The following is a 17,309-nucleotide window of genomic DNA, read 5'->3' as shown; positions in this document are numbered from 1 at the left end:
GCCCGCCAGGCGCGAACGGAATTTTAATGTAAATCAAGCGTAATCCCGACCGTTAAAATGATGCGTATGTGTTGGGGTTGCGCATGCCGGAATATTCTTTCTTCATCCGCTCGATCCGGATCCGCTACATCTCGGGATTGCTCATCTTTGCGCTGGCTTCCACCGCGGTGATGTTTGCGCTCAATCGCGTCAATTCCTTCCGCCACGACATCGACGCGCTGAGCAGCAATCTCGTCGTCTTCACCCGCGACCTGCGCAACGCCTCCAGCTTTGCCGAAACCGCCAGCACGACCTGGCGCACCGAAACCCGTGACGGCCTTGCCGCCGCCGCGCGCGGCCATTCGCAACGCCTGACCAGCGAGATCGAAACACTGTCCGCGGAGTTGGCCGCGATCAAGCCGAGCCTGTCGGCCAAAACGCTGGACGAACTCTCGTCGGCCGCCGTCAACGGCGACCTGTTCTGGTCGTCGCGCGACATCGTGCGCAACTTCAACCTGATGTCAGCGGCGCAACAGACCGACGAATGGAGTTCGCGCGAAATCCTCAACCAGAACGACCTGTTCGTCCAGCCGATGCTGGTGCGTGTGCGTACCGCCATGGATGGCGAACGCCATCTGGCCGACGCCTCCAGCGACAGGCTGCTGTTGTGGGCAAGCGGCCTTCTGTTCGCGGTTCTTGCCATCGTTGCCCTCTGGATCTTCCGGCCGATGGAAAAGGCGATCCGCCGCGCCTTCACCGAATCCGCCGCATCCTTGTTCAAGGCCGAAGCGGCCGACCGCGCCAAATCGGAATTCCTGGCCAATATGAGCCATGAGATCCGCACGCCGATGAATGGCGTGCTGGGCATGGCCGAACTGCTCGCCAAGACCGAGCTTAACGCGCGCCAGAAGACCTTCACCGAAGTCATCGTCAAGTCCGGCAATGCGCTGCTCACCATCATCAACGACATCCTCGATTTCTCCAAGATCAATGCCGGTCAGCTGACGCTCGATCCTGCACCCTTCCGGCTTGCCGAAGCGGTCGAGGACGTGGCCACACTGGTGTCGGCGCGCGTCGCCGAAAAGAACCTCGAGCTGATCGTGCGCGTCGACCCGCGCCTGCCTGCCCATGTCGTCGGCGATGCCGGACGGTTCCGTCAGATCGTCACCAATCTGCTCGGCAATGCGGTGAAGTTCACCGAGAAGGGCCATGTGCTGATCGATGTCGGCGGCGAGGTGGTCGACGGCATGGTCCAGCTCAAGGTCCGCGTCGAGGACACAGGCATCGGCATTCCTGCCGAGAAGCTCGAGAACGTGTTCGAGAAATTCGCGCAGGTCGACGGCTCGTCGACGCGCCGCCATGAAGGCACCGGCCTCGGCCTTGCCATCGCCGCCCGCCTCATCGACCTGATGGGCGGCAAGATCGGCGTCGAAAGCGAGATCGGCCGCGGCTCGGTGTTCTGGTTCGCCGTGCCGCTGCCGGCGCATCAGCAGGACACGCGCAACGAGATCGTGCCGGTCGATGTCACCGGCGCCCGCGTGCTGGTCATCGACGACAACCCGGTCAACCGCGAGATCTTGCTGGAGCAGCTCAGAAGCTGGAGCTTCGACTGCGCGGCCGCCGAAAGCGGCGCCGTCGGCCTCGCCTTTCTAGACCGGGCCAGCCAACTCGGTGCTGCGGTCGACTGCATCATCCTCGACTACCAGATGCCCGGCATGAACGGCGCCGATGTCGCCAAGGCGATTTCCGCCGACAGCCGTCTCTCCGCCATCCCGGTGGTGCTGCTGACCTCCGTCGACCAGGTCGATTTCGGCAAGATGGTCATCGATTTCGGCATCGCCGCGCATCTCACCAAGCCGGCGCGCTCGGCCATCCTGCTCGGCACCGTCATCTCGGCCATCCAGAAAGCGCGGGCCCAGATCGGCAAGGCCCAGTTCGTTCGCGAGCCTGTTGTTCCGCAGGCGGCACCCGTGACGCCACCCGCCTTCACCGTCATTCGCGGCCCGGCAATTCCGGCGGCCACAGTGCCTGAATCGATCGCCACGCCAAACGGCCCGATCGATATTCTGATCGCCGAGGACAATGACGTGAACCAGCTGGTGTTCGGCCAGATCCTCAATGGGCTTGGCCTCAGCTACCGCATCGCCAGCAATGGCCGCACGGCCGTCGAGATGTACCGGGCGCTGCGGCCGAAGCTGATTCTCATGGACGTCTCCATGCCGGAGATGAACGGCTACGAGGCGACCCGCGCCATCCGGGCGGCGGAGGCAGCGAGTGGCAATCACACACCAATCATCGGCGTCACCGCGCACGCACTGAAGGGCGACCGCGACAAATGTATCGAGTCCGGAATGGACGACTATCTGCCCAAGCCGGTGTCGCCCGACCGCCTCGGCAGCAAGATCGGCACATGGCTCAGCGAAACGGTCGCGGTAAAGAGGGCTTGATCAAATCGCCGCGTCCAGACGATAGCGGCGCATCCAGTCCAGACTAATCTCGTCCGAGAGCTTGGCGACGCCCGGCTTTACGTCGGCGGCATTCGGCGCCGGAACGCCCAGGGCCTTGCAGATGGATGCCAATGCCGCTGCCGGATCGCCTGACAGGCGCTCATAGCCGATGCGCAGCGGGACGATCCCCTGCTCCGCGAACCAGACGTTCCAGCCCGCGTCATAGGCTTCGAGTTCGGCAAGCTCGCGCTGGATCCGCTTGAAATCGTAGCGGGGTTCCTGCGGCGGTGCGACTCGTTCGATCTCGGTTCCGTCGGGCGCGATGTGCCAAAGCCCGGTCTGCTCGGCCTTGATCAGCGACACCGCCTGCGCCAGCTTGTTTTCGCGCGAAAGATGGATGTAGAGGACCCGCCCGAAGGCCTTTTCAAAGCGTGCTTTGTCCGATGGCAGGTCTGGGTAGATCCGGTCGAGGATTGCCGAGAGTTCATCCAGGTTTTCCCGCATCAGGCGCAAGCCGAAGACGCCCGTTCCGCCCCTTCCCGCGCTGATTGCCGCACCGAGATAGGCGAGGTCGAAATCATGCGCGCTCATCGTCTCGGGATGCGGCAATTTCCACTCTTCGGCCCATTCCGCCTTGTCCTCCCGCCTATAGAAGGAGTGCGGATCGCCGGCTGTTTTCATCGATGCCAGCAGACCGCACAGCAATGTGCTTCCGGTTCTCGGCGTGCCGCAGATTATGTAGCCGTCACGCATCTGGGGGCTCTGTCGCTTGTCATGGATTGGGCTACCTCGCCAGGCGCGGTGACACGCGCGCTTCGCTAATGGATCCAGTCTAGCCGCGCCGGAAGGGATAGAGGAATTGCTGCCAGTATCCGTTCGGAACGGGATGTCCGTGAATGCCGTAGCCGTTCGGCCAGCGTCCTTCAGGCATATGGTGGGTACCGAACAGCCGGTCGAGCAGCGGGAAATGGATGGCGAAGTTTACGTCGATCGCTTCTTTCTCGAGGCCGTGATGCCAGTGGTGGTAACGCGGCGACACCAGCACCTTTTCGACTGGACCGAAACTGGTTCCGATGTTGGAATGGATGAAAGACGAATAGACGTAGACGATCAATATATACGTCTGGATAGCCGATTCATCGAACCCCAGCACGAACATCGGGGTGGCCGTCAGGCTGCGCAGCACGATGATTTCCAGGAAATGCATGCGCGCACCGGCAATCCAGTCCATCGACTTGGCGGAATGGTGCACGGCATGGAACTTCCACAGCCAGGGAATGCGATGGAAGGCCTGATGCACCCAATACTGGGCAAAGTCGGTCAGGAACATTACCGCCAGCAGTTGCACCAGCCACGGCAAGTCGTGGACCCAGGCGCGCACCGAACCAAGGGCGCCCTGCGCATTGACGAAGTTGGACGGCGCCAAGGTCAGGTAGGTCAAAATCTGCACCAGCAGCGATGAGACCAGATAGTAGAACAGGTCCTCGCGCCATTCGTCGCGGAACACGGTCTGATCCTTGTTGCGCGCGAAAAGACGTTCGAGCGGAACGAACAGCACACCCATGAACAGGGCGTTCAGGATGAAGAAATCAAGCCCGAAGAACACCCCTTCGATGTGCAGTTGATGGCGCACCGGAAGCATGCCGACCAGCGACGCCAGCAGCACAGTGAACATCGCTGCCGCGCCGAGCGTCTTTTGCCTGCGCAGCGTCATGCTGAGGATCGCCAGGATATAGCCGGAGATGAGGACGAAATAGAGCACCGGCTTGAAGAACAGCATCTGGTGGATGGGGGCCAGATCCGGCATCGATGTAAGCGACGGGTAGCGCAGCACGATGACCATCAGCAGGGCGGTGACCCCGGCAAGCAAGCCAATCGAGCCGGACAGCCAGCCAGAACCGAACGGCCGTTTGGCGCGCGGCGTTTCAAGTTCACTTACAACGCGTCTAAGGAAATTTGCCACCGCCCCCATGCCCCGCCTTTTTGACGATCGCAAAAGCTCTCGTCGAGATATCGACCTCTTTTGCTACAGCAGGGCTCATTAATATTTAATCGCCACGACCCTGCACATGACGGGTGACTATCGCTTTCGGGCGATTGGAAGAGCTATGATTGCAACAAAAGAACACCGGCCACTATAGTCGGAATCTTTCCTGGATGCGACGGGCGCATTCAAGCGGCGTCAGCCGGCTGGTGTCGACTTCGAGGTCGTAGTCTATGCCGTTGTGGACGCGTCCATATTGCCAGCGCGCCAGGCCAGGCAGCCTGTCGGCGCGCGCGGCCTCGCGCCTCCCAGCACCTCCAGCGGCGCCATGACGCCGACCAGATGCAGGTCGAAACCCGACAGCAGCATGCGGTGCTCCGCTATCTCGTCATTGAAGATCACGTCGTCGACAATGAGATTGTTGCCTTGCCCGGCCATGGCGGCGATGGCATGGCGCATGCCGCGCATGGCTCGCGCGCCGACCGGCCCGCTCCTGATCACCACCGACGGCTTGCCGTCTTCCAGCACGGTCTCAAAGGAAAACCCGTCGGCATGATCCTGCAGCGCCGGCGGCAGCATGTCGATGAAAGCATCCATCTGGACATGCAGGAAGGGCTCGGTGGCGATTGTTTGCAGCGCCCTGGCGATCGAGCTTTTGCCGGCGCTGCCGACGCCATTAAGCAGGACGATTTTGGCCGTCATGTCGCCCCCTCGGTCTATCGGTTGCGCACGACGATACAGGCGCCCCCGACGCTTTGCAGTTTCTGGCAGATGACGTTGGCGGCGGCACGGTCGTCGACGCCGATCCTGACGGCGTAGATGCCGCGTCGGCCGATCGGCGTGCGCACCCGGCTGACCACCGGGTCACGACCGGAAAGCAGCGCCGGAAACCGGCTCCTGACCCGCAGCCACTGATTGATCGCAGCTCCCCTGCGGAAATTGCCGGCCACCTGGACGCCCCATGGCTTCACAGTGATCGAGGCCATCGCCACGGTTCTGGACATGATCACCGGCAGCTTGCGGCAGGCGACGGGAAAGCTGGTTTTCGCGTCGAGCGGCTCGACCGTCCCGGCGTAAGCGCTGTCGGAAAACTTGTCGGCCGGTTCGCCCATGATGTCGAAGACGTAGCTCTCGGTCTCCATCGGCAGGAAACCGCCGGAATCCAGCCAGCGCGAAACGCGGCTCTCGCCGGCATTGTAGGCAGCCGCCGCCAGGCCGAGATTGCCGAAGCCGGTCTTCATTTCGGCGAGATATTTCGCCGAAGCCGGGATCGCCTGGTCGATGTCGAAAGGATCGGCCAGCCCGCGCATCTTGGCGGTGCCCGGCATGAACTGGGCGATGCCTTCGGCACCGACCGGGCTCACCGCATTGGGGTCGAAGCGGCTTTCCTTCCAGATCAGCCGGGCGAAGTAATCCTTCGGCAGGCCGTTCCGCTCGGCATGCGTCTCGATCAGGTCACAGACACGGCCGATCAATCGTTTCGCCGCCGAGCGCGATTGCGGTGGATCGGCGAGCGCCTGTCCGGCACCCAGCCCGCAGAGCAGGATCACACCGGCTTTGAGCAGCCCCCGCATGGCTTATTCGGCCGCAGCCTTGCCGTGCTGGCCAAACCGCTGCTCGATATAGTCGGCAACCATTTTTTCGAAATCGGCGGCGATCGACGGACCGCGCAGCGTCGCCGACTTCTTGCCATCGACGAAGACGGGCGCGGTCGGCGTCTCGCCGGTGCCGGGCAGCGAGATGCCGATATCGGCGTGCTTGGATTCGCCGGGGCCGTTGACGATGCAGCCCATCACCGCGACCTTGAGGTTCTCGACGCCGGGATATTTCTCCCGCCAGACCGGCATGTTCTTGCGCAAATCGGCCTGGATGTTCTGGGCGAGTTCCTGGAACACGGTGGATGTCGTGCGGCCGCAGCCGGGGCAAGCGGCGACGATCGGCACGAACTGACGGAAGCCCATGGTCTGCAGCAGTTCCTGCGAGACCTGCACCTCGCGAGTGCGATCGCCATTCGGCTCCGGCGTCAGCGAGATGCGGATGGTGTCGCCAATGCCTTGCTGCAAGAGGATGCCCATGGCCGCCGACGAGGCGACGATGCCCTTGGAGCCCATGCCGGCTTCGGTGAGGCCGAGATGCAGCGCATGGTTGGAACGCGTGGCAAGCTCGGTGTAGACGGCGATCAAATCCTGCACGCCGCTGACCTTGGCCGACAGGATGATCTTTTCGCGGGCGAGGCCTATCTCTTCAGCCATTTCGGCCGACAGGATCGCCGACTGCACGATCGCCTCGCGGGTTACTTCCTGCGCCGTCAGCGGGAAGCCTTGACGCTGGTTCTCGTCCATCAGCCGGGTGAGCAACTCCTGATCGAGCGACCCCCAATTGACGCCGATGCGCACCGGCTTGTCATGCCTGATCGCCATTTCGACGATCGCCGCGAACTGGCGGTCCCTCTTGTCCTTGAAGCCGACATTGCCGGGATTGATGCGGTATTTGGCCAGCGCCTCGGCGCAGTCCGGATGGTCGGCCAGCAGCTTGTGGCCGATATAGTGGAAGTCGCCGACCAGCGGCACATTGATGCCGAGCCGCTCGAGCCGTTCGCGGATGCGCGGCACGGCGGCGGCGCTCTCGTCACGATCGACGGTGATGCGCACGATCTCGGAGCCAGCGCGATGCAAAGCCGCAACCTGCGCGACGGTCTGGTCGATATCGGCCGTGTCGGTGTTAGTCATCGACTGCACGACGACCGGCGCGCCGCCGCCGACGACCACGCCGCCGACATCGACGCCGACCGATGTCCGGCGCCCAAAGGGGGAGGAAAAATACCCGGTCATGCCGGCAGCCTCTTGATCACCCGAGCGACACACGTCCACGTCGACGCACGCTCAATCAGCTATCAGCGCATAGCGCTGAGGTTCGGGCATGAGGTGGAGGAGCAAAGATGGCTTGTCAATGGCGACAGACAAGCAGAGCCGCCAAATCGCAGCAGCGCGGCGACCCCACAGACGGGTTTCGCCGGCAACAGTATCGGAATCAGTAGCAAACACAGGCCTCCGGCGGCATGTCGCCACCGGAGCGATAGTCACGCGCCAAGGCGGCGCGTCTAATCCTGGAAGGGCGTCAGTGTCTCGTCGGTTTCGCCTTCAGTTTTTCAATCTCGTCCTTGAGTGCCAGCTTGCGTCGCTTCAGATTCACGATTTCGAGGTCGTCGACCGATGGATGGTTCATCGCATCGTCGATCTCGCGTTCGATATCACCGTGTTTCCGCTGCAACTCATCAAGATGGGATGCAAGAGACATGATTGGTTCTCCCTTTCATGGTTTCCTCGATTGCAGCCGTCAAAGGCACGTCCACCGCAGGTCGCATCTGTGACGGCACCATGACAGTCTGCCACCATCCGGCTGCGATGTCGAATGCTGCGTGGTAGCATTCCACGACAATGTGATATGTGATATTGGCTGCGCGCCGGCGGCAATTGATGCCGCCCCCGCCCAATCATGCCCATTGCCGGGCGCCGCAGACATGCAGACGGTAGAGAATGTCCGACCAGGAAAAGGCCGATGTCCGCCTCGAATTTTCCCGCCTGAAGCAGGAGCATGCCGATTTCGACGCGGCCATCAATGCGATGATCGCCATGGGCTGCGACCCCTTGCAGATCCAGCGCATGAAGAAGAAGAAGCTTTTCCTCAAGGACCGGCTGATGGCGCTGGAAGACAAGATCATTCCGGACATCATCGCTTAGCCGACGGCCTCGGGGCCTAACTGCTCACCCCGCTATCGACAGCCGCGCCGCGCGATGGCGCAGCAACGTCAGCAATTCGTCGGTCTTCTCCGCTGAAGTGTCGATCGGCACCACCAGGCACATCGTCGCCTCGACCTTGCCGGCGGCCGCGAAGACAGGGGCGGCCAGGCATTTGGTGTAGGCGTCGACCAGCCCCGAAGTGATGCAATAGCCGGTCGTTCTGGCCGTCGCGATATCGGCAATGAAGTCGTCGAACTGCAGCCTGCGGCCGTCGGGCAGCAAAAGGTCGTCTTCCGAGACCATGTCCTGGATGGCGGCCCTTTCCAATCCGGCCAGAAGCAGCCGCCCCGATGCCGTCCATGGCAGCGGGATCTGCAAGCCAGTGGCCGAGCTGATGCGGAACGGCCTGGTGCCGGGGCTGGAATGGACGATGGTATAGCGCCCGCTTTGCAGCATGCACAATTCGGAGGTCTCGCCGGTCTCGCGCGACAGATTGTCGACCTCCTGCCGGCCCCGCCTAAGCAGGTCGTTGCCCCTGACATAGTCCATCCCATAGAGGTAGAGCTTCTTGCCGAAATAGACCCGGTTGCCGTCGCCCTCCATCTCCAGGAGACCCGCATCGACCAGCGAACGCACCAGCGTATAGGTGGTGGAGCGCGGCGCATTCACCCCCTTGGCGAGATCGCCAATGCCGATGGCGCGTTGCGTGACATGCAGGAATTCCAGGATCTCCAGCACCCGGTTGAGGCCCTTCTCGCGCGAGCCGGAGGTCTTGTCGGGCGTCGGGCTCTCGGCTGGACCAAGCTCCGCCCGATCCGTGAGTCCATTGCTGTCTTGCATAACTGATTCCTGATGTTAGTATCTGTCTTGTATAGGATACATGTGTCTATTGTAAGAGACAATTCAGGTCGGCGACACGTGCGTCTGTAAGGGGAACTCAAACAACAGGAGGTCGCAGTGAACGACGCATCCAAGCGAGATTTTCTGAAACTGGGCATGGCCGGGCTTGCAACGGCGGGCGTGATGACCGCTGTCAGCGCCGAAAAGGCGGCGGCACAAGCCGCATCCGACAGCGTTCTGCGCACCGCGCTTGACCGCGGCAAGCTGATCGTCGGCACCGGCAGCACCAACGCGCCATGGCATTTCGAAAACGATGCCGGCGAGCTAGTCGGCATGGACATCACCATGGGCCGCATTCTGGCCAAGGGTCTGTTCGACGATCCGAGCAAGGTCGAGTTCGTCATGCAGGATCCGGCGCAGCGCATCCCCAATGTCACCACCAACAAGGTCGACATTACCATCCAGTTCATGACCATGACCGCGCAGCGCTCGCAGCTCATCCACTTCTCCAGGCCATACTATGTCGAGGGCGTCGCCCTGCTGACGCTGCCGACGGCGGAAAACAAGACCTTCGACAAGCTGCTCGCCGGTGGTTCGGCGACGCGCATCTCGATCCTGCAGAATGTCGATGCCGAAAGCTCGGTCCATTACGCCCTGCCGGAGGCGCAGGTGCTGCAGATCGACACTCAGGCCAATGTGCTGCAGGCACTGGAATCGAAACGCGCCGATGCCGCCGCTGTCGATCTTTCAACCGTGCGCTGGCTGGCCTCGCGCAACCCCGACAAATATTTCGATGCCGGCAAGAGCTGGTACTCGATGCTCTACGGCGCGGCGGTCAGGCAGGGCGACCTGGACTGGCTGACCTTCGTCAACCAGACCTTCACCATCGCCATGTTCGGCCATGAGACCGCACTCTACGACGCCGCCTTCAAGGACTATTTCGGCCAGGAGCCGCCGGCCCGCCATCCCGGTTTCCCGGTTGTCTGACAAGTGCTGGCGGAAGGGTTAGCCCTTCCGCCTTCTAGTTCGCATCCCCTTGGTTATTGCGGGAGACGCATGGGCTATACGCTCAACTTCAACCTGATCTGGCGGCATTTCGACAAGCTGTGGGGCGGCCTTCTGCTCAGCCTCGAGCTTGCCGTGATTTCGATTGCCATCGGCGTCGTCATCGGCCTGATGCTGGCGGTCTGGTATGTCTCGGCCGGACGCGTGGTGCGCGCCATCATTGCGGCCTACGTCGAATTCATCCGCAACGTGCCGCTGATCCTGCTCGTCTATCTTGTCTTCTACGGCCTGCCGACGGTGATCGACGTCGCCTACGACGCGCCGACCTCGTTCGTGCTGACGCTGTCGGTCTATAGCGGCGCCTATCTGGTCGAGGTGTTCCGCTCCGGCCTGGAAGCCGTGCCGCGCGGCCAGCTCGATGCCGGCAAGGCCATCGGCCTGACGCCCTGGCAGCGGCTGGTTCATGTGCGCCTGCCGACCATGCTGCGCATCACGCTGCCGGCGCTGTCCAACACCTTCATCTCGCTGTTCAAGGACACGTCGATCGCCTCGGTGATCTCGGTGCCCGAGCTCACCTTCGGCGCCCAGTGGATCAACTTCAACACCTTCCGCATCGTCGAGGTCTATCTGGTGACGACGGCGATGTATCTGGTGACCGGCTACACCCTGCTCTTCGGGCTGCGGCTGGTCGAACGCCGGTTCAGGGCTGCGCGCTGACATGCTGAGCCAGATCCTCTACGCCGTACCGTTCCTCGCCCAGGGCTTCGCCATCACCTTGTGGGTGTCGCTGCTGGTCGTGGTGCTGTCGCTGATTGCCGGCGTCGCGCTCGGCGTCGGCCTGGTCTACGGCCCGGTGCCGCTGCGCTGGGCCGTGCGCATCTTCTCCGACACCATCCGCGGCATCCCGATCCTGGTGCTGATGTTCTTCGTCTATTACGGCCTGCCGGCCATCGGCCTGCATCTGCAATCCTTCTCGGCGGCGGTGCTGGCGCTGACCTTGTTCAAGACGGCGCAGGTCATTGAGTATCTCCGCGGCGCCGTCGGCTCCATTCCCAAGGGCCAGTCAGAAGCGGCGATGGCCATTGGGCTGACTTTTCGCCAGCGGCTCACCTACGTCATCTTTCCGCAGGCCTTCCGGCGCTTCCTGCCGCCCTGGATCAACGGCGTCACCGATGCGGTCAAGGGCAGCGCCCTGGTCTCGCTGCTCGGCATCACCGACCTGATGCAGGCGATCAATCAGGTCATCGGCCGCACCTATGAGGCGATGCCGCTCTACATCCTCGGCGCCTTGATCTATTTCGCCGTCAACTATGCGCTTTCCTACGCCAGCCGGCGGCTGGAACGGCGCTTTGCCTTCATCCGGGACTAGCACGATGGCCACAAGCTCGAACGACAATGCCGCCCTTCTCGACATTGCCGGGGTCTCGAAAGCCTTTGGTTCGGTCGAGGTGCTTCGCTCGGTCAGCCTCAAGGTGGACAGGGGCGAGGTGGTCACCGTCATCGGCCCTTCCGGCAGCGGCAAAACCACCCTGCTGCGCTGCGTCAACTTTCTCGAAAGCTACGACTCAGGCTCGATCCGCATCGACGGCAAGGAGGTCGGTTTTCGTGAGGCCGGCGCGCGCCAGCGGCGCAGCGAGCGCGACCTTGCCAATATGCGCGCCGAAACCGGCATGGTGTTCCAGAGCTTCAACCTGTTTCCGCACCTCACCGCCGCCGGCAACATCATGCTCGGCCTCACCAAGGTGCGCGGCAAGAGCAAGGCCGAGGCGCGCCAGATCGCCGAGCATTGGCTGAGCCGCGTCGGCCTCGCCCACAAGGCCGACAGCCTGCCGGCGGAACTCTCCGGGGGCCAGCAGCAGCGCGTCGGCATAGCGCGGGCAGTCGCCATGGAGCCAAAGATCCTGCTGCTCGACGAGATCACCTCCGCGCTCGATCCCGAATTGGTCGGCGAGGTGCTGGCCGTTGTGCGCAGCCTGGCCGAAGACGGCATGACAATGGTGATGGTCACGCACGAGATGGCCTTTGCCCGCGACGCTTCGAGCCGCATTGTCTTCATGGCCGATGGCGGTGTCAGCGCTGTTGGCCCGCCGAAGGAGATCCTTGCCGAAGAGACCACCAATGAGCGCCTGCGCTCTTTCCTGGCGCGGTTCCGCGCCTCGCATTTCTGACATGGGCGGCCCAAAGCAATCCAGGAAAAGTGTAAGCGGTTTTCCCGGGAAAAGCGCGAAGCGCTTTCCCTTGGGAATTGCGTAAAACAACAGGCCGGCCCAAGGAGAATTCTTCCATGACGCCTTACATCCGGCTCGCCGAGCTCGGCCTGACGCTGCCCGAGCCGCCGACGCCGATCGCCAATTTCGTCACCCATGCGGAAAGCGGCCGGCTGATCTTTCTTTCGGGTCAAGGGCCGCTGCGCGCCGACGGCACGCTGTGCACCGGCAAGGTCGGCGAGGACGTCACCGTCGAGCAGGCCTATGAGCATGCCCGCCTCACCGGCCTCAACCTGCTCGCCGTCATGCACGCCGCCGCCGGCGATCTCGGCCGCATCGTGCGCGTCGTCAAATTGCTCGGCTTCGTCAATGCGACGCCGACCTTCAGCGACCACCCGAAAGTGGTCAATGGCTGCTCGGACCTGTTCGCCAGCGTCTTCGACAAGATCGGCGGCCATGCCCGCTCGGCGATCGGGGTCGGCTCGCTGCCTGGAAACATCACCGTCGAAATCGAAGCGGTCGTCGAGATCGCCGCCTGACCGTCAAGGGATTGCTGAACATGAAAACCTATTCCGACACCGGCTCCAACACCACGATCCGTGAACGGCTGGGACTGCGGCCGATCATCAACGTCTCCGGCACGATGACGACGCTCGGCGCCTCGATCATCGTTCCCGAGGCGATCAGCGCCATGGCCGAGATCGCCTCGCAATGGGTGGAGATGGACGATCTGCAGCGCGCCGCAAGCGTGATCACCGCCCGCCTCACCGGCGGCGAGGCCGGCTTCATCACCGCCTGCTGCGCCTCAGGCATCACAATGGCGATCGCCGGGGCGATGACCGGCACCAATTTGCTGGCGATCGAACGGCTGCCCGACGATACCGAAGGGCTGAAGTCCGAAGTCGTCATCCAGCTCGGCCATATCGTCAATTACGGCGCACCGATCGACCAGTCGATCCGCGTCGCCGGCGCCAAGGTCATTCCGGCCGGCACGGTCAGCGTCACGCAGGATTATCATGTGCGCGAGGCTATCAACGAGCGCACGGCGGCGGCGCTCTACGTCGTGGCGCACCACACCGTGCAATACGGCATGCTTTCCCTTGAGGAATTCTGCGATATCTGCCACGCCAGGGGCGTGCCGGTGATCGTCGATGCGGCTTCCGAATATGACCTGCGCAGCTTCCTGGCGCGCGGCGCCGACATCGTCGTCTACAGCGGCCACAAATTCCTTTCGGGGCCGACCAGCGGCATCGTCGCCGGCCGCAAGGATCTCGTCCGCGCCGCCTATCTGCAAAACCGCGGCGTCGCCCGCGCCATGAAGGTCGGCAAGGAAAGCATCGCCGGCACGATGGCGGCGCTCGAAGCCTGGGAAAAGCGCGACCATGCCGGCATCCGCCAGCGCGAGGAAGCGGCGCTCAATCTATGGAGGGATTCGCTGCAGGGAATACCCGGCATCGTCGCAAACATCATTCCCGACCCGACCGCCAATCCACTCGACCGGCTGCAGATCTTCGTCTCCCCCGAAAGCCGCTTCAGTGCCGCCGGCCTCGCCTCGGCATTGGCGGCCGGATCGCCGCCCATCATCGTGCGCAACCACGAGGTCGAGCGTGGCCATTTCTTTCTCGACCCCTGCAACCTGCACCCAGGCGAGGCCGAGATCGTCGCCGAACGCCTCCGCGCCGTGCTCACCGCGGCCGACAGGCCGGCGGATGCGATGAGACAGCCGCGAAAGGATTCATCCGGCGCCCTGCGCTGGCCGGACTAGGCTGCGGCGGCCGCCATCCTTGCGGGCCAGCCCGAATTCCGCTAAGGCGCGCCTTTACCGCCGGGAGCATGCGCTTGACCGACCACCGCGCCGACGTCGCCATCATCATGGGCAGCCAGTCCGACTGGGCGACGATGCGCCACGCCGCCGAAACGCTGGAGGCGCTGGGCATTCCGCACAAGCGGCTGATCGTCTCCGCCCACCGCACCCCGGACCGCCTCTATGATTTCGCCAAAGGCGCCAAGGCGGCCGGCTACAAGGTGATCATCGCCGGCGCCGGCGGCGCCGCCCACCTGCCCGGCATGACGGCGGCGATGACGCCGCTGCCGGTGTTCGGCGTGCCGGTCGAATCGAAGGCGCTGTCAGGCCAGGATTCGCTGCTCTCCATCGTCCAGATGCCGGCCGGCATTCCGGTCGGCACGCTTGCCATCGGCAAGGCGGGTGCGGCCAACGCCGCCCTTCTGGCGGCCGCCGTGCTGGCGCTGCACGACGAAAAACTTGCCGCCCGCCTGGATGCCTGGCGCACCGCCCAAACCGCCAGGGTCGCCACCGAACCGACGGACGCGCCGTGAGCCTGCCCGCGGGATCGAGCATCGGCATCATCGGCGGCGGCCAGCTCGGCCGCATGCTGGCTGTTGCCGCAGCGCGCCTCGGCTACCGCACAATTATCCTCGAACCGCAGGCCGATTGCCCGGCGGCTCAGGTCGCCAACCGCCAGATCACCGCCGCCTATGACGATGCGGACGCCCTTGCCGAACTGGCGGCAGTCAGCGCCGTCGTCACCTACGAATTCGAGAATGTGCCGGTGGCGGCCGCCGGCGCACTTGCTGCCAAGGTCCCGGTTTATCCGCCGCCGCGAGCGCTGGAAGTTGCCCAGGATAGGGTGGCGGAGAAGCTATTCCTGAACGGCATCGGCATCAGGACAGCGGATTTCCGCTCCGTCGACAATGACGACGAGCTGACGGCGGCGCTGAGAGAGTTCGGTGGCAGCGGCATCTTGAAAACCCGCCGCATGGGCTATGACGGCAAGGGCCAGCGCGTCTTCCGCAACATGGAGACGGGCGGCTTTGCCGGCACATGCGAGACCATGGGCAATGTGCCGCTGATCCTCGAATCCTTCGTCGCTTTCGAGCGCGAAATCTCGGTCATCGCCGCGCGCGGGTTGGACGGCGCGGTCGCCGCCTATGATCCGGCTGAGAACGTCCACCGCGACGGCATCCTGCATACCTCGACCCTGCCGGCCCAGATCAGGCTGGAGACGGCGGCGACGGCACAGGGGTCGGCAGCGAAAATCCTGGCGGCCCTCGACTATGTCGGCGTCATCGGCGTCGAGTTCTTCGTTCTTGCCGATGGCACGCTGCTGGCCAACGAAATGGCGCCGCGCGTGCACAATTCCGGCCACTGGACGGAAGCCGCCTGCATCGTTTCGCAATTCGAGCAGCATATCCGCGCGATTGCCGGCCTGCCGCTGGGCAACCCTGGCCGGCATTCAAACTGCATCATGGAAAACCTGATCGGCGACGATGTGCTGCGGGTGCCCGCTTTGCTCGCCGAGCCCGATCTGATGCTGCATCTCTACGGCAAGGCGGAAGCGCGCCCAGGCCGCAAGATGGGCCATTTCACGCGCATCAGCCGCCGTAGCTAAGCCATTCCGGCACTTTGCGCGAGGGCGTGGCTCGAGCCCTATTGCAGCTCGTCGTTCAGATCCCCGTCCTCGTCGGGGCTGGCGCAACTCGCATCGCCTTCCCTACAATTGGCGCCCGCGGTGAGCTGTTTGATGCGCTGGTCCGTCAGTTCGGTCAGGCATTGTGAAACCTCCATCGGATGGATGGAGCCGCCCTCGCTGTCTGTCGTCGTATAGGCGCATTCGGCGTCGCGGAAGGCGATCCAGGCGCGTTGCACGACCTGCAGCAGCTTCCTGCCCTTGTCGTCGTTGCGACCGACGAGATCCTTGTAGGCCTGGTTGAGCTTGGCATCGGCGGCCCGATAGTCCTCGCCGGCGCAGATGTTCATCATCTGCTGGCTGTCGTCGTTGCGGTCGCATTCCTGCGCCTGCGCGGTGGATGCCGCTGCCACAACGGCAAGGCAGGCGGACACAAACAACAGGCGCATGGAGGTCTCCAAATCGGCTTGCGGGTGCCGCACCATTCCAGCCCGCCTTCGGCCGCGCAATGGCGTGGAGCCGAGATGGCGGATATTTGATGGCCAAAGCCATTCTCGGCCTCTATCCAGCACGCTTGCGGTTGACACGGGCAAGGCTCCTCGTTTATGAGCCACCGCAAGTTCAAAGGCGCGCTTTTCAGGCGCGCCTTAATAATTCGGCCCGGACAGGGCCCAGACCGACGGGCAAGACCATGAAGATCAAGAATTCGCTCAAGGCGCTGAAGGCGCGTCACCGCGACAACCAGCTGGTTCGCCGCAAGGGCCGCGTCTACATCATCAACAAGACCGCTCCACGCTACAAGGCGCGCCAGGGCTGAGTGTTCGGCCGGAGGCTCGTTGCCTCCGTCCATACGATGGTAATTGCCTGGTTCCAGGCACTTTCACGCTAATTTCAGTTTGACGATCCGCCGTCCGGGGTTAGATTCCGGCGATGCGGATTCTTTTTGCATTTTTGGCCACCCTCTTTCTTTTCGGCGTCACTCCGGCGTCGGCGGACGATCCGCCGGCAAAGCCGCCGGTTGCCCTGACCAGGGAAGCCAGGCTCGACCAACTGTTTGCCGAGCTGAAGCGCGAGCGCAACGAAAAGGCGGCCGAGCGCATCGCCGGGCGCATCTGGGGCGAATGGTTCCAGTCCGGCAGCGCCTCGATCGACCTGATGATGCAATGGTCGCAAAAGGCGATTGACGACCAGAAGTTCGACGTCGCCCTCGACTTCCTCGACCAGGTCGTCATCCTGCAGCCAAAATATGCCGAAGGCTGGAACCGGCGCGCCACCGTGCATTACATGATGAAGAATTTCGGGAAATCGATGTCCGACATCGACCAGACGCTGCAGCTGGAACCACGCCATTTCGGCGCGCTTTCGGGCCTGGCCCAGATCATGGCCGCCACCGGCCACAAGCAATCGGCGCTCGAAGCCTGGCAGAAGGTGCTTACCATCTATCCGATGATGCGCAGCGCCCAGGACCAGGTCGCGGCAATTTCGGAAGAGCTTGCCGGCGAAGGAATTTGATTAGGCAGTAGGAATTAGGGATTGGTGAGTAGTCAGTAGAGAAGATTGGTCGAGACGCCACCTCCCTACTCCCTACTCCCTACTCCCTACTCCCTACTCCCTACTCCCTACTCCCTACTCCCTACTCCCTACTCCCTACTCCCTACTCCCTACTCCCTACTCCCTAC

General features: G+C 63.1%; 19 protein-coding genes and 1 pseudogene. 12 read left to right on the top strand and 8 right to left on the bottom strand.

What is annotated here, in order from left to right:
• Positions 1 to 83: 83 nt before the first annotated feature.
• Entirely contained in the window at positions 84 to 2,426 is a 2,343-nt protein-coding gene (locus NKJ76_RS24945; RefSeq protein ID WP_031355711.1) for a response regulator, read from the top strand.
• Here the strand turns inward: NKJ76_RS24945 and NKJ76_RS24940 are convergent, their stop codons facing one another.
• The 6 genes and pseudogenes from NKJ76_RS24940 to NKJ76_RS24915 form a co-directional block, all read right to left on the bottom strand.
• Positions 2,427 to 3,179, bottom strand: coding sequence for a Stf0 family sulfotransferase (locus NKJ76_RS24940; protein WP_352538596.1), 753 nt, complete (start codon positions 3,177 to 3,179; stop codon positions 2,427 to 2,429).
• A gap of 79 nt (positions 3,180 to 3,258) precedes the next feature.
• Positions 3,259 to 4,398: a sterol desaturase family protein gene (locus NKJ76_RS24935; RefSeq protein ID WP_502902339.1), complete on the bottom strand. Its 1,140-nt coding sequence runs from the start codon at positions 4,396 to 4,398 to the stop codon at positions 3,259 to 3,261.
• A 163-nt stretch (positions 4,399 to 4,561) separates the two neighbouring features.
• Positions 4,562 to 5,112 (bottom strand): annotated as a pseudogene (locus NKJ76_RS24930) (chloramphenicol phosphotransferase CPT family protein).
• Between the two features lie 14 nt (positions 5,113 to 5,126).
• Positions 5,127 to 5,984 carry a lytic transglycosylase domain-containing protein gene (locus NKJ76_RS24925; protein ID WP_023748319.1) on the bottom strand — a complete coding sequence of 286 codons (858 nt, stop codon included), beginning with the start codon at positions 5,982 to 5,984 and terminating at the stop codon, positions 5,127 to 5,129.
• A gap of 3 nt (positions 5,985 to 5,987) precedes the next feature.
• Positions 5,988 to 7,241: a flavodoxin-dependent (E)-4-hydroxy-3-methylbut-2-enyl-diphosphate synthase gene (ispG, locus tag NKJ76_RS24920; protein ID WP_023834970.1), complete on the bottom strand. Its 1,254-nt coding sequence runs from the start codon at positions 7,239 to 7,241 to the stop codon at positions 5,988 to 5,990.
• A 286-nt stretch (positions 7,242 to 7,527) separates the two neighbouring features.
• Positions 7,528 to 7,707: a YdcH family protein gene (locus NKJ76_RS24915; protein WP_023684024.1), complete on the bottom strand. Its 180-nt coding sequence runs from the start codon at positions 7,705 to 7,707 to the stop codon at positions 7,528 to 7,530.
• A gap of 239 nt (positions 7,708 to 7,946) precedes the next feature.
• Here NKJ76_RS24915 and NKJ76_RS24910 point away from each other — a divergent pair, with 239 nt between their 5' ends.
• Positions 7,947 to 8,150, top strand: a complete 204-nt coding sequence (locus NKJ76_RS24910) for a YdcH family protein (protein WP_023673103.1) — start codon at positions 7,947 to 7,949, stop codon at positions 8,148 to 8,150.
• A gap of 24 nt (positions 8,151 to 8,174) precedes the next feature.
• Here the strand turns inward: NKJ76_RS24910 and NKJ76_RS24905 are convergent, their stop codons facing one another.
• Complete coding sequence (locus NKJ76_RS24905) at positions 8,175 to 8,990, bottom strand: IclR family transcriptional regulator (RefSeq protein ID WP_023673104.1); 816 nt, start codon at positions 8,988 to 8,990, stop codon at positions 8,175 to 8,177.
• Between the two features lie 156 nt (positions 8,991 to 9,146).
• Between NKJ76_RS24905 and NKJ76_RS24900 the strand changes: the two genes are divergently transcribed.
• The 8 genes from NKJ76_RS24900 to NKJ76_RS24865 all read left to right on the top strand — a co-directional run bounded on the left by NKJ76_RS24900 (position 9,147) and on the right by NKJ76_RS24865 (position 15,612).
• Complete coding sequence (locus tag NKJ76_RS24900) at positions 9,147 to 9,977, top strand: transporter substrate-binding protein (protein WP_023673105.1); 831 nt, start codon at positions 9,147 to 9,149, stop codon at positions 9,975 to 9,977.
• Between the two features lie 69 nt (positions 9,978 to 10,046).
• Complete coding sequence (locus NKJ76_RS24895; RefSeq protein ID WP_023673106.1) at positions 10,047 to 10,712, top strand: amino acid ABC transporter permease; 666 nt, start codon at positions 10,047 to 10,049, stop codon at positions 10,710 to 10,712.
• 1 nt (position 10,713) lies between these two features.
• The gene (locus NKJ76_RS24890) at positions 10,714 to 11,364 is read left to right on the top strand and encodes an amino acid ABC transporter permease (RefSeq protein ID WP_023698475.1); all 651 of its coding nucleotides are present in this window, start codon (positions 10,714 to 10,716) and stop codon (positions 11,362 to 11,364) included.
• 4 nt (positions 11,365 to 11,368) lie between these two features.
• Positions 11,369 to 12,163, top strand: coding sequence for an amino acid ABC transporter ATP-binding protein (locus NKJ76_RS24885; protein WP_023673108.1), 795 nt, complete (start codon positions 11,369 to 11,371; stop codon positions 12,161 to 12,163).
• A gap of 116 nt (positions 12,164 to 12,279) precedes the next feature.
• The gene (locus NKJ76_RS24880) at positions 12,280 to 12,741 is read left to right on the top strand and encodes a RidA family protein (RefSeq protein WP_023673109.1); all 462 of its coding nucleotides are present in this window, start codon (positions 12,280 to 12,282) and stop codon (positions 12,739 to 12,741) included.
• 20 nt (positions 12,742 to 12,761) lie between these two features.
• Positions 12,762 to 13,967 (top strand): aminotransferase class V-fold PLP-dependent enzyme, encoded by a 1,206-nt coding sequence (locus NKJ76_RS24875; protein WP_031196080.1) that lies wholly within the window; start codon positions 12,762 to 12,764, stop codon positions 13,965 to 13,967.
• A 74-nt stretch (positions 13,968 to 14,041) separates the two neighbouring features.
• The gene (gene purE, locus NKJ76_RS24870; RefSeq protein ID WP_023708578.1) at positions 14,042 to 14,539 is read left to right on the top strand and encodes a 5-(carboxyamino)imidazole ribonucleotide mutase; all 498 of its coding nucleotides are present in this window, start codon (positions 14,042 to 14,044) and stop codon (positions 14,537 to 14,539) included.
• Positions 14,536 to 15,612, top strand: a complete 1,077-nt coding sequence (locus tag NKJ76_RS24865; RefSeq protein ID WP_023702776.1) for a 5-(carboxyamino)imidazole ribonucleotide synthase — start codon at positions 14,536 to 14,538, stop codon at positions 15,610 to 15,612. Before purE ends, NKJ76_RS24865 begins: the two co-directional genes overlap by 4 nt.
• Before the next feature lie 38 nt (positions 15,613 to 15,650).
• Here the strand turns inward: NKJ76_RS24865 and NKJ76_RS24860 are convergent, their stop codons facing one another.
• Entirely contained in the window at positions 15,651 to 16,079 is a 429-nt protein-coding gene (locus NKJ76_RS24860) for a lysozyme inhibitor LprI family protein (protein ID WP_352538653.1), read from the bottom strand.
• Positions 16,080 to 16,321: 242 nt separating this feature from the next.
• Between NKJ76_RS24860 and ykgO the strand changes: the two genes are divergently transcribed.
• On the top strand, positions 16,322 to 16,447 hold the full coding sequence (gene ykgO / locus NKJ76_RS24855) for a type B 50S ribosomal protein L36 (protein ID WP_006327841.1): 126 nt from the start codon (positions 16,322 to 16,324) through the stop codon (positions 16,445 to 16,447).
• A gap of 113 nt (positions 16,448 to 16,560) precedes the next feature.
• Entirely contained in the window at positions 16,561 to 17,142 is a 582-nt protein-coding gene (locus NKJ76_RS24850) for a tetratricopeptide repeat protein (RefSeq protein WP_023706264.1), read from the top strand.
• Positions 17,143 to 17,309: the final 167 nt, after the last annotated feature.

The sequence above is a fragment of the Mesorhizobium sp. M0029 genome, from assembly GCF_040323735.1.
Taxonomy (GTDB): Bacteria; Pseudomonadota; Alphaproteobacteria; order Rhizobiales; family Rhizobiaceae; genus Mesorhizobium.
Note: the sequence above shows the minus strand (reverse complement) of the source record. Positions and strands in the feature narration are given on the sequence as shown.